The sequence below is a fragment of the Roseivirga sp. AWQ4_251 genome (genome assembly GCF_056158225.1).
The window spans coordinates 2,964,639-2,977,289 of record NZ_JBSWSW010000001.1; the positions used below are offsets into that span (position 1 = coordinate 2,964,639).

At 40.0% G+C, this 12,651-nt stretch carries 12 protein-coding genes; 7 read left to right on the forward strand and 5 right to left on the reverse strand.

Annotated features, from left to right (window positions below):
* Positions 1 to 36: 36 nt before the first annotated feature.
* Positions 37 to 2,046, reverse strand: a complete 2,010-nt coding sequence (locus ACXACJ_RS12975; protein ID WP_475134860.1) for a fumarate reductase/succinate dehydrogenase flavoprotein subunit — start codon at positions 2,044 to 2,046, stop codon at positions 37 to 39.
* 12 nt (positions 2,047 to 2,058) lie between these two features.
* The gene (locus tag ACXACJ_RS12980; protein ID WP_475134861.1) at positions 2,059 to 2,733 is read right to left on the reverse strand and encodes a succinate dehydrogenase cytochrome b subunit; all 675 of its coding nucleotides are present in this window, start codon (positions 2,731 to 2,733) and stop codon (positions 2,059 to 2,061) included.
* Positions 2,734 to 2,917: 184 nt separating this feature from the next.
* On the opposite strand from ACXACJ_RS12980, the gene ACXACJ_RS12985 reads away from it, so the two are divergent.
* From ACXACJ_RS12985 to ACXACJ_RS13010, 6 genes are all read left to right on the forward strand, one after another.
* On the forward strand, positions 2,918 to 5,755 hold the full coding sequence (locus tag ACXACJ_RS12985) for a T9SS type B sorting domain-containing protein (RefSeq protein WP_475134862.1): 2,838 nt from the start codon (positions 2,918 to 2,920) through the stop codon (positions 5,753 to 5,755).
* A 26-nt stretch (positions 5,756 to 5,781) separates the two neighbouring features.
* Positions 5,782 to 6,204: a thiol-disulfide oxidoreductase DCC family protein gene (locus ACXACJ_RS12990; RefSeq protein WP_475134863.1), complete on the forward strand. Its 423-nt coding sequence runs from the start codon at positions 5,782 to 5,784 to the stop codon at positions 6,202 to 6,204.
* A 41-nt stretch (positions 6,205 to 6,245) separates the two neighbouring features.
* Positions 6,246 to 7,118, forward strand: coding sequence for an ACP S-malonyltransferase (gene fabD, locus ACXACJ_RS12995; RefSeq protein ID WP_475134864.1), 873 nt, complete (start codon positions 6,246 to 6,248; stop codon positions 7,116 to 7,118).
* 270 nt (positions 7,119 to 7,388) lie between these two features.
* Positions 7,389 to 8,312, forward strand: a complete 924-nt coding sequence (locus ACXACJ_RS13000) for a sugar phosphate isomerase/epimerase family protein (RefSeq protein ID WP_475134865.1) — start codon at positions 7,389 to 7,391, stop codon at positions 8,310 to 8,312.
* Between the two features lie 56 nt (positions 8,313 to 8,368).
* The gene (locus ACXACJ_RS13005; RefSeq protein WP_475134866.1) at positions 8,369 to 9,232 is read left to right on the forward strand and encodes an alpha/beta hydrolase; all 864 of its coding nucleotides are present in this window, start codon (positions 8,369 to 8,371) and stop codon (positions 9,230 to 9,232) included.
* A 145-nt stretch (positions 9,233 to 9,377) separates the two neighbouring features.
* Positions 9,378 to 10,166, forward strand: a complete 789-nt coding sequence (locus ACXACJ_RS13010) for a hypothetical protein (RefSeq protein ID WP_475134867.1) — start codon at positions 9,378 to 9,380, stop codon at positions 10,164 to 10,166.
* 64 nt (positions 10,167 to 10,230) lie between these two features.
* Here the strand turns inward: ACXACJ_RS13010 and folK (ACXACJ_RS13015) are convergent, their stop codons facing one another.
* A complete protein-coding gene (folK, locus tag ACXACJ_RS13015) occupies positions 10,231 to 10,473 on the reverse strand; it encodes a 2-amino-4-hydroxy-6-hydroxymethyldihydropteridine diphosphokinase (protein WP_475134868.1) in 243 nt (80 codons plus the stop codon).
* Positions 10,466 to 10,735: a 2-amino-4-hydroxy-6-hydroxymethyldihydropteridine diphosphokinase gene (gene folK, locus ACXACJ_RS13020; RefSeq protein WP_475134869.1), complete on the reverse strand. Its 270-nt coding sequence runs from the start codon at positions 10,733 to 10,735 to the stop codon at positions 10,466 to 10,468. The genes folK (ACXACJ_RS13015) and folK (ACXACJ_RS13020) overlap by 8 nt, the downstream gene beginning before the upstream one ends.
* 128 nt (positions 10,736 to 10,863) lie before the next feature.
* Between folK (ACXACJ_RS13020) and bioB the strand changes: the two genes are divergently transcribed.
* A complete protein-coding gene (gene bioB / locus ACXACJ_RS13025; protein ID WP_475134870.1) occupies positions 10,864 to 11,967 on the forward strand; it encodes a biotin synthase BioB in 1,104 nt (367 codons plus the stop codon).
* A gap of 83 nt (positions 11,968 to 12,050) precedes the next feature.
* Here the strand turns inward: bioB and ACXACJ_RS13030 are convergent, their stop codons facing one another.
* Entirely contained in the window at positions 12,051 to 12,647 is a 597-nt protein-coding gene (locus ACXACJ_RS13030; RefSeq protein WP_475134871.1) for a porin family protein, read from the reverse strand.
* Positions 12,648 to 12,651 lie beyond the last annotated feature (4 nt).

Consider the following 12,651-nt stretch of genomic DNA (forward strand, 5'->3'; position numbering starts at 1 on the left):
TGTTGACATATTTTCTGATCTTAAATTCTCAATTAATTATTTATATGAACGGGTCTTCAATTCAATATTCTGATAAACCAGTTCTTCTTTATGAAGAATAGCTTCCGAAGGTTCGCCTTTGAATTCCCAAGCAGAAACGTGCGTAAAGTTCGCATCATCTCTCATGGCCTCTCCTTCTTCTGTGCTATGTTCTTCGCGATAATGACCTCCACAAGACTCCTCTCTCAATAAAGCATCTCTTGCAAAGAGTTCACCCAATTCTAAGAAATCGGCAACACGACCTGCTTTTTCCAACTCAGGGTTCATGCTATCCGCTGTTCCTGGCACTTTTACGTCTTTCCAGAATTCTTCTCTGATTTGCTTGATTTCCTCAATCGCTTCAGTAAGTCCTTGAGCATTTCTAGCCATACCAACTTTATTCCACATCACTTTGCCTAAACGCTTGTGGAAATGATCTACAGACTTGGTTCCTTTATTATTGATAAAGAACTCGATTCTATCTTTCACGGCTTTTTCAGCCTCATCAAATTCTGGAGAATTTGTAGGAATAGCCCCTGTTCTGATGTCGTCAGCCAAATAATCACCAATTGTATATGGAAGTACAAAATATCCATCGGCCAAACCTTGCATCAAAGCTGAAGCTCCTAAACGGTTAGCTCCGTGATCTGAGAAGTTCGCCTCACCAATCGCGTAGCAACCTTTGATGGTGGTCATCAAATTATAATCTACCCAAACACCACCCATGGTATAATGAACTGCTGGGTAGATTTTCATTGGAGTTTTATATGGATTGTCCGCTGTGATTTTTTCGTACATCTGGAAAAGATTACCATACTTCTTCTCCACAACGGCTTCACCCAATTCCTTGATTTTAGCTTCAGAAGCATCGTGAATATGGTGAATATTCGCTTGCTCTTTTCCGTAACGCATGATAGCCGAAGAGAAGTCCAAGTAAACAGCTTCACCTGTTTCGTTTGTTCCTACTCCGTAACCAGCATCGCATCTTTCTTTAGCAGCACGAGAAGCTACATCACGAGGCACAAGGTTACCAAAAGAAGGATATCTTCTTTCCAAGTAATAATCTCTATCTTCTTCTGCAATTTGAGTTGGCTTCAATTTGCCAGCACGAATCGCTTCAGCATCTTCTTTTTTCTTCGGAACCCAAATTCTACCGTCATTTCTCAAAGATTCAGACATCAAAGTCAATTTAGACTGTTGATCTCCATGCTGAGGAATACAGGTTGGGTGAATTTGAGTGTAGCAAGGGTTAGCAAAGAATGCACCTTTTTTATGCACCTTCCAGCCCGCTGAAACGTTGGAACCCATTGCGTTGGTTGAAAGGAAAAACACGTTTCCGTAACCACCTGAAGCAATTACAACTGCATGTGCAGAATGCCTTTCTATTTCACCAGTGATTAAGTTTCGAGCAATAATCCCTCTTGCCTTTCCGTCAACAATTACTACATCGAGCATTTCGTGACGGTTGTACATCTTGATTTTACCCTTACCAATTTGGCGAGACATGGCCGAATAACAACCTAAAAGAAGCTGCTGTCCGGTTTGTCCTTTTGCGTAGAAAGTTCTTGAAACCTGTACACCACCAAAAGAACGGTTATCCAAAAGCCCTCCGTAATCACGGGCAAATGGCACTCCTTGAGCCACACATTGGTCAATAATATTAGCAGAAACTTCTGCCAAACGGTAAACATTTTCTTCTCTAGAACGGTAATCACCACCTTTTACCGTGTCGTAGAACAAACGGTAAGTAGAGTCACCATCACCTTGATAATTTTTTGCGGCATTGATACCTCCTTGAGCAGCAATGGAGTGAGCTCTTCTTGGAGAATCTTGATAACAAAATGCCTTTACATTATAGCCTAATTCTGCCAAACTAGCCGCAGCAGAACCTCCTGCCAAACCAGTACCTACTACAATTACATCGATTGAGCGTTTGTTAGCAGGGTTTACAAGTTTGATGTTATTTTTATGGTTGGTCCATTTATCTTTCAGAGGACCAGCTGGAATCTTTGAATCTAATTTCGTCATAGCTGCTTAAGATTAAAGAGCGGTTAGATGATGGTAAAGAGCGATGAAAATAAAGCCAGCTGGAATAGCAATGGCATAGAATTTTCCAAATTTCTTAATGAATGGAGTGTACTTGCTGTGACGAGCTCCCACAGACTGGAATGCCGATTGGAAACCGTGCATCAAGTGCAATGAAAGGAACACGAATGAAAGTACATATAAGCCAACTCTCACAGGTGAGTGAAACTTCTCTACCAATTCATAATAATATCTTCCCGGATCTTCAGGAGCAAACTCTATATACTTATGTGTAATTTCTGGAATCCAGAAATCGTAGAAGTGAAGGCCTAAGAAACCAAGAATTACTAGACCAGAATAGATCATATTTCTAGAAAACCACGATGAGTTTTCACTCCCTTTGTTCATAGCATATTTAATAGCTCTCGCATTTCTGTTCTTAGCTTCAAGAATAAAACCCATTACAAAATGGTAAACCACACCAATGATCAGCACAGGCTGTAAAGCAAACTGCACTAATACATTTGTACCCATGAAATGAGAGAGTTCATTGAAGGTTTCAGCACTTAAAACCGAGGTAAGGTTGATAACAAAGTGTTGAAGTAAAAAGATGATCAGAAATAGGGCTGAGAGCGCCATAGCATACTTTCTGCCTATGGAACTCGAGAAGGTTTGTTTTAGCCAGCTCATTAAGTCAATTAAAGGTTAAATTTGTGAGTCAAAGTTAAGGTCGCAATCGTTATCAATCAAATGGCTCCTTTATTTGAACACATTCTAAATTACACAGTCGGTACGGTAACAGAATAGCAAGTTTTTTTGTTCGTAAGTACAAGTTATTATTGATATTGCGTTTAAGCATAAACCATTGATTCGAATGAATTGGAGTAGAAAAGCCCTAATCATCATTTTTTTATTGTCCATAGCTGGACTGGAAGCTTCGGCCTCGCATTTAAGAGCTGGAGAAATCACAGCAGTCAGAATCTCACAATCTAGCTTAAAATATAGATTTACCCTAGTCATTTATTCTGATACAGGCTCAGTTGTACAAGTAGGCGATGGTGGTGTTTTCAATTTCGGACAAGGAAGAACTGTTGGTGGCAATCGTCAAGCGCTATTCGATGCTGCTGTTTATAGTGAAGAACAGCTGGTAGGAAATGAAACCCGAATGACAATTCTCCAATTCGAACATACTTATGATGCTCCTGGGGTTTATCTCATCAGTTATACAGAACAAAACCGGAACGACCAGATTCTAAACATCAATGGTGGTAGTTCCATAAATACGCCTTTTCATATTGAAACGGTTTTAAGAATTGACCCAGGCTTCGATATTAATGCAACTCCTCAACTCACTGTACCGCCAATCGATAGAGCTTGTGTGGGTTCAAGATTTATCCATAATCCAGGCGCTTACGATCCTGACGGTGACAGTTTAGCTTACAAAATGGTAGTCCCTTTACAGGATAGAGGAGTTCCTGCCAACAATTATGTACCATTAAATGACCCTTCTATTTCCACCATTCGTGAAAACGGTGGCACCCCTACTCTTTTCGAAATCGATCCAGTTACTGGAGATTTTGTTTGGGATGCCCCAGAAGTGGCAGGAGAATACAATGCGGCATTTATTGTAGAAGAATGGCGCTATTCTGAAATCACAGAACAATTTGAGCTGCTTGGATATGTAACTCGTGATATGCAAATTTTGGTTGAAGATTGTGACAATGAAAGACCAGAATTGGAAGTGCCTCAAGACACTTGTGTAGAAGCCGGCACTTTACTCGAAGCCATTATTCGTGGAACAGACCCAGACAATAACCAAGTAAGAATTGATGCTTATAGTGGAATATTTGACGTAAACCCTAATCCAGCCACCTTCACTCCTGAATCAGATTACAGACCTGAACCTTCCGAATATGAGTTCTCTTGGCAGACCGATTTAGCTCATGTTCAGTCAAGACCTTATGAGGTTCAATTTAAAATTTCTGATAAGCCATCCGACCCAGATGCACCTTCCTTAATTGACTTCAAGACCTGGAACATTCGCGTGGTAGCACCAGCGCCAGAAGGCCTAAATTCTGCTATAGGAAATGCAAGACAAATTCAGCTTACATGGGATAGTTATGTTGGCAGAAATTATAATCCGATAATGAAAATTTACCGCAGGGTAGATAGTTATGATTTTGATCCTGAAAATTGTGAAATAGGAATTCCAGAAGGCTCATATGAATTAATTGATCAGGTACCGATAAATCAAAACAGCTACGTTGACGACAACGATATTCGACCGGGAGTAAATTATTGCTACAGAATTGTGGCGGAGTTTCCTCTGCCAAAAGGTGGAACAAGTTATGCCTCAGCAGAAACTTGTACGCTCATACCTATTGATGTTCCAGCCATTACCAACGTTTCAATAGAAGAAACAAGTACTACAAATGGTGAAGCCTTTATAAAATGGACTTCACCTCTTGAAATCGACCAAGCGCTTTTCCCTCCTCCATTCCGTTATGAATTAATTCGTTACGAAGGGTTCGATGGCACTACAGGAAGAACTCTTGTAACTTCTACAACCGACACTATTTTTACCGATACGGGCCTCAATACTGAAGAAATTCCATATCACTATCAGGTAAGATTTTATGATTCTGGCGACAACCTAATTGACAGCTCAGCCATGGCTTCCAGTGTTTGGTTAGGTGCATATGGTTTGGTTCAGAGCGTTGAATTGGATTGGCAAGCCGAAGTTCCTTGGTCTAACAAAACGCAAGATCATCCTTATCACTACATCTACAGAAACCGGACAGACGCTGCTGGAAACGATGTAAATACTTTCGAATTGATTGACAGTGTAAACGTTGTGAATTTTGGTTTCAAATATTTGGACGATGGAAGATTCAACAATATCCCTCTTTTTGACGATCGAGAATATTGTTACCGTGTGACAACTTTCGGTAGCTATGGAAATGACAAAATACCAGCTCCGCTACTTAACAAGTCGCAAATTCTCTGCATTCAACCTAGTGATAGCATTCCGCCAAACGAACCTGATATAGAAATCCCTGGAGATACGACCATGATTGGTGATCTGATTATTTTAGAAAGCCCTAACTGTCCTGACTTAGAGTTCTTAGGTTGTGCATATGCTAACTTTTCAAACACCCTTAATTGGACGGTGAACAATGAAGATGGCGACATTGCCAGCTACAATATTTATTTCTCTCCTTCTGGTGAAGAAGGCACTTTCACGCTAGTGGGAAATACGCGCGACATGACATTTACGCATACAGGACTTTCATCCTTTAAAGGCTGTTATAAAATCAGTTCTATAGATAGGTCGAATAACGAAAGTACTTTGAGTAAATCCATTTGCTTCGACAACTGCCCTTACTATGAATTGCCAAACACTTTCACTCCAAATGGAGATGGTCTAAATGACACTTTCAGAGCATTTGACCAACCTTCTGGTAAATGTCCAAGGTTTGTGAAATCCGTAGAATTCCAAGTTTTCAACCGATGGGGAGGTAAGGAATTATTCAGCTACAATACTGAAGACGGAAACGAACCTAACTATTTTATCGATTGGGACGGAAAAGATAAAAACGGTAAAGAACTACCTGAGGGAACTTACTATTATAGGGCAATTGTTAATTTTGACGTATTCGATCCCAACAAACGTCAAATGGAGTTTAAAAATTGGGTAAAGATCGTCAGGTAAATCATCTAAATAGGATAAATTCAAACATGCAGAATAAAGATTCAGAGAACCCAGATGATATCATTCTTTTTGATGGAGTTTGTAATCTTTGCAACAATTCTATAAACTTCATCATTGACCATGACCCCAATGAAAATTTTAGGTTTGCCGCTTTGCAATCAAATTATGGACAAGAAAAGCTTAAGGAGTTAGGCTTTAACACTTCTGATTTTGACAGCATAGTTCTTCTCAGCAATGGAAAGGTTTTCAAAAAGAGTTCAGCAGCCTTGCGTATAGCGAAAAAACTTAGCGGTCTTTGGCCTTTGCTATATATTTTCATCATTGTCCCTCCTTTTATTCGTCATGCTGTTTACGATATCATCTCTCGAAATCGATATAAATGGTGGGGAAAAAGAGATTCATGCCGAATGCCTACACCAGAACTGAAAAAAAGGTTTGTGGGAGCTTAGCGATTATTGCTTAGTTTTGTCGATTCAAGAAGAGAAAAACTATGAACGCATATGTATTCCCAGGCCAAGGAGCTCAGTTTCCAGGTATGGCCAAAGATCTATACGACTTATCTGAAAAGGCGAAGCAGCTTTTAGAATCAGCCAACGACATTCTCGGTTTCAGAATTACCGATATTATGTTTGAAGGCACTGCCGATGAGCTAAAGCAAACCAAAGTTACCCAACCTGCCATTTTCCTTCATTCGGTGGTATTGGCTTTAATTTCTGAAGACTTTAAACCAGACATGGTTGCTGGTCACTCTTTGGGTGAATTTTCAGCTTTGGTAGCCAATGGCGTTTTATCTTTCGAAGATGGCCTTAAACTCGTTTCTCAGCGTGCTTTAGCCATGCAAAAAGCTTGTGAAATCAACCCTTCAACCATGGCCGCAATTTTAGGTTTGGCCGATGAGCAAGTAGAAGAAATTTGCAATTCAATAGATGAAGTTGTTGTGGCTGCCAATTATAACTGTCCAGGACAATTGGTGATTTCCGGCTCTCACAAAGGAATTGAATTAGCTTGCGCTGCGGCATTAGAAGCTGGTGCAAAAAGAGCCCTTCCCCTACCTGTAGGCGGTGCTTTTCATTCGCCTTTAATGGAACCAGCCAGAGAAGAATTGGAAAAAGCCATTGATGAAACTGAATTCAAAGCCCCTAGTTGCCCTGTTTATCAAAATGTAACCGCGAAGGCCTCTATAGATATTGAAGAGATTAAAGAAAACTTGAAAATCCAGCTTACAGCTCCGGTAAAATGGACTCAGTCCGTTCAGTCTATGGTAGCCGATGGTGCCACTCATTTCATTGAGTCCGGACCAGGGAAAGTACTTCAAGGTTTAGTAAAGAAAATCCACAGAGAAGCTGAAGTTTCAAGCATCTAACTTCTCTATAACCGTTTCAGAAGCTGTTTATCTTCACCCTGAACTGGTTTCAGGGTCTTCAGGAGTTCACAATTAAACTCCATGGTTCTAAAAACCAGATTTTTGGGCATAGAATCACAATTTTGATAAGCCTCTGAAACGGTTTTTTTTTATCCTCAAAATCCTACTTCCAGCGTTTTCAGTTCAATAATCAATTAACCACAGGAAAATTTCTTATTGGTTATTACTTCAGTTTTAACCAAATTCCATGCACATCAAATCACACATGGAATGAAACGCACCAGAAGAGATTTTTTAACACAAACGGCTTTAGCCACCACGGGAATTCTAGTTGGAGGCTCGGCTTTAGCCGCCACCAAACCCAATTTTGATTTTGATATTTCATTAGCACAATGGTGCTTTAATTATGACCTTTTTGCTGGCAAAATGAATCACTTGGACTTTGCAAAAAGAGCAAAAACGGAGTTTGATATTTCAGCCATTGAATATGTAAATCAGTTTTTTAAGGATAAGGCCAAGGACAAAAACTACCTGAATGAAATGAAAAAGCGCGCTGCCGATCAAGGTGTAAAAAGCGTGTTGATTATGATTGATGGCGAGGGTGACATGGCCAATCCTGACCAAAAAGCGCTGAATGCATCTATCGAAAACCATTATAAATGGATTGAAGCTGCAGAATTTTTGGGCTGCCATGCCATTCGTGTCAATGCACATGGAAATGGTGATTATGAAGCCTCGAAAAAAGCGGCAATTCAAGGAATGTCGAAGCTTTGTGATTTTGCAAAAGATCACAATATCAATGTAATTATTGAACCACATGGTGGATTTTCATCTCACGGTGGATGGCTTTCTGAAGTTATGGCCGAAGTAGACATGAAGAACTGCGGAACCTTGCCCGACTTTGGCAATTTTTGCTTGAAAAGAGGGCCAAAATACGAATGCCTAGAAGCTTACGATGTTTATAAAGGCACAAAAGAAATCATGCCATACGCCAAGGGTGTTAGTGCCAAAACTTTCGACTTCGATAATCAAGGAAACGAGGTTAATTACGACTACAAGAAGTTGTTCACGATTATCAAAAACTCAGGATTTAAAGGTTATGTAGGCATTGAATACGAAGGCAACAACCTAAGTCCAGAAGAAGGCATTAAGAAAACAAAAGCTCTATTGGAGCGAATGAAAAAAGAAGTATAAACAAGTTTCGAGAGGCAAAATCATTTGCCTCTTCTCATTTTTAAATCTATGGAATAATGAAAACGCGCTCATTAATGATGGGAATTTGTCTACTGATTTCAGTTTCGGCAATGGCCCAAAGAGGAAAAGTTTACGATAACCTTTCCATTAACAGTTCTATCCTAAAAATGGACCGAAAGTTCGCCATTTACTTACCGCCCGATTATGAAACTTCGGAAAGAAGTTATCCTGTCCTTTACCTCCTCCACGGTGCTGGAGATGACCAAACAGGCTGGGTACAGTTCGGTGAAGTGCTGAGCATAACCGATAAAGCCATTAGCGAAGGCAAAGCAACGCCAATGATTATTGTGATGCCGGATGCAAACACTGGCCAAAGAGGCTACTTCAACAACCTTCAAGGAGATTGGCGATACGAAGACTTTTTCTTTGAAGAATTGATGCCTTACGTTGAAAAGGAATACAGAATAAAAAGTGAAAAAAGATTTAGAGCCATTGCTGGACTCTCCATGGGTGGCGGAGGTACATTCATGTATGCCATGCACCATCCTGAGCTCTTTTCTTCGGCATGCCCTTTAAGCGCTTACATTGGCCCATTAAACTTCGATCAGTTTAAATCAGGCTTGGACAGGCAAAACGTAAGTTATAATCCTGCTGAGGCTCAAACTTATTTTGAAAAGCACAATACGCTTTCTCTGATAGAAAAAGGAGACCTAAAAGCACTTAAATCCATCCGTTGGTTTATCGATTGCGGTGATGATGACTTCCTTTATGAAGGAAATAGTTTAACCCATGTTGCGATGCGCAAAAAGGAGATTCCACACGAATATAGAGTAAGACAAGGTGGCCATACATGGACCTACTGGCGTAAGTCCTTACCTGTAGTGCTCGAATTTGTGTCTGACGCTTTCCATCAATATTAATTTCAATTCTTGGCTATTTTACTTCTAGGAATAGCCAAGACTTTTTCTCCTCTCTTCCAGCTTTTCCACTCTTTACAACCTTTGTAAAAATACCTGTGTCAAATTAGCCGAAACCAATATTGAAAACCTTAAACAATCATATCTGATGAAAAAGTTACTAGGCTTATTATTTTTGGCATTAGCTATCATAGGTTGCTCTCAAGAAGAACCCGACCCCATCGATCCTCCTTTTGAAGACACTCGTTTAGCAGCAATCCAACAAGGCGATCAGTACATCACATTTTCCTATAATGATGATAACCGAGTAAAAGAGGTTAACAGCACGATAAACACTGAAACTGCCAAGTGGAAATATTTTTATAGCGGAGACATGGTTACTGAAGCCTTTCACTATTACAACGGGGAATTCACAGACAAAATAACGGTGGCTTACAATTTAAATAATGAGATTACCCAAATCAAAAAGTATTATTTCGAGAATAGTCAGTTTGTTTTGAACCTTATTATCGAACCAACCTATGGCGATAATGCCCTGCCTTCAACCATTGTCTACAAATACCCAGACACTCAGGATCAATTCACTAAAAAACTAAGTTGGGAAAATGGAAACCTTACTAAGGTTCAACATTTAGACAATGAGGATCAGTTACGATTTGAGTTCTTTTACTCTTATGATGATCACCCAAATTACAGATTGGCCAATCCATACTTTATTGAAGCGCCAGAAAGTTCTTCTCTTAACAATATCAAGAGAATGGAAGCAAAAGATTACACTGGAACGTTGGACATATCCTGCAATCCGTGCTCTTATGAATACGAATACAACAATGAAGGGCTTCCTACTTCTTTAAGTTTGGGTGGCGCTACTTCCGAGCAAATGTTCTACGAACAAGGTTTTGGAGAAAATCAGCCCATTTGGAAGTGTGGTATTTGACGCTTATTCCGAAAGAATTAATAAGGCATTCAGAAATCTGGATGCCTTTACTTTTTAATTGAACTTATAGTTTGGTTACGGGAAGTAAATCGGGGCATTCATCCAACATTTCAACTTGCTTTAAACCAGTAACTGGATGAACTTCATTTGCGGCTATCTCAGCCAAAGGCGCCAAGGTAAATCTTCTACTCGCAATTTCAGGATGAGGAATTTTCAGCTCTGGCGAGTCAATAATTCTATCGAAAAAATAAAGAATATCGATATCGATTAGGCGTTCAGCCCATTTTTCATTTCTGACTTTACCCATGCTCTGCTTCTACCTTGTTTACAAGAGAAAGCAATTTCTCTGGCCTCCACGGATTATCTACTTCTAGCACTTGGTTTAAAAAACTAGGCTGATCTTCTAACCCCCAAGCTGCGGTCTCATAAACGGAAGATTCCTTTTTGATAATGATTTGATTGGCTGTTAAATGTTCTTTGGCCAATTGCAAATTTCTTTCTCTATTATCCAGGTTAGTCCCCAGCAGTAAGTAAATTCCGTTCATGGCAGCAAAGATAGACTTTCCCAATCATTGAAAAACAGCCTTTTTTACTTCAAAGGTCAGTTGGCTTGTTCCAAAATCAACAAATAAAGAAATTGCTTATTGCAGTTGCCCCCGAACCTCTTTAATTTGCCCACTTATCTATTGCATGACGAATGAGTGAGATCAGACACGACTGGACGAAAGAGGAAATCATCGACATTTATAACAAGCCACTTCTAGAGCTTGTATACGAAGCCGCAACAATACACCGCCAATTCCATAATTCAAGAGAAGTACAAATCAGTACTTTACTTTCTATCAAAACAGGAGGCTGCCCTGAAGACTGCGCCTATTGCCCACAAGCTGCCCGATACCATACCGACATTGAAACCAATGATTTAATGACGGTGGATATGGTTAAAGCGCAGGCTTTAAGAGCAAAATCGTCAGGCTCATCAAGAGTTTGTATGGGAGCTGCCTGGAGAAACGTAGAAGATGGCCCTGAATTCGATCAGGTGCTTGATATGGTTCGCACCATTAATTCGTTGGACATGGAAGTATGCTGTACTTTGGGTATGCTTTCAGAAAACCAAGCTCAACGATTGGCCGAAGCAGGTCTTTACGCATATAATCACAACCTTGATTCTTCGGAAGAATATTATGGAGAAATCATTTCTTCACGTGGTTTTGGAGACCGTTTGAAAACTTTGGAAAACGTGCGCAAAACAAACGTAACTGTTTGTTCTGGAGGAATCATTGGAATGGGAGAATCTATTGAAGATAGAGCCGGAATGCTAGTGGCACTGGCTTCTCTTAGCCCACAACCTGAATCTGTGCCTATCAATGCGCTTGTTGCCGTTGAAGGAACTCCGCTAGAAGAGCAAGAAACCGTGCCGATTTGGGATATGATCAGAATGGTTGCTACCACACGAATTGTTTTACCTTCAACCACAGTCCGCCTTTCTGCTGGCCGTACTGAAATGAGCAAAGAAGGTCAAGCATTTTGTTTCTTGGCAGGTGCAGGTTCAATCTTTGCAGGAGATAAATTGTTGACTACTCCAAATCCAGATGTGAATGAGGACATGGAGTTATTTGGCATTTTAGGACTTCAGCCTATGAAACCATATGCGAAAGGTGCAAAACCAACACCGGTACACCCTGACGAAATGACTCCAGCTGAAAACGAAAAAGCAAAATGGAGCCGCCCAGGTCACCGAATTGAAAAGAATGTAGAAGCCACTAAAAAGGCCAACAAAAAAAGAAAGGAAGCTTTATAAGCTTCCTTTCTTTTTAACATCGAACTAATAAAAAAACGGCTCCATAAATGAAGCCGCTTTTCAAAATTCATTTTTACGATTTCTTATTTAATCAGCTTAAAGCCAACGCCAAAAACCAATTGGCTTTGTCTTTGGTCGGTTTGAAAGCCTCCGATTGAATCACCAAATGTACTCAGGTTTCCTTCGTATTTCACATCGATCAAGAACCTTAACAAATCCACTCCAACACCAGCTTGGTAGCCTAAAGTAAAGTCTTCATAATTATCTTTCACATCCTGTATTGTGGTTGTAAGCCCTTCTTGCTCAGCCTTTGTAAGAAAACTGAAAGTAGGACCAGCATTTAAACGAAGTGGACCAAATTTATAACCAATCATAACCGGAACGTCAATTTTGTTGAAGCCAAGCTTAACATTTTGAGCACCGCTTTGATCTACAGTAACACTAGATTGAGTATCCGTAAAAAGCACTTCAGGCTGAACATATAAGCCAAGCGCGTTGAACCTCAAGAATACACCAAACTGATATCCAAATTCTGCATCTCCTTCTTTTACCTGAGCTGCATTGTCTTTCAAATTCATGTTGGTAGACAATAAGCTAAATCTTGGACCGAAAGCGATGTTCTGTGAAAATGCCTGTTGACCTACAAACACTAATGCACATACAATAAGTAGTTTTTTCATTTCT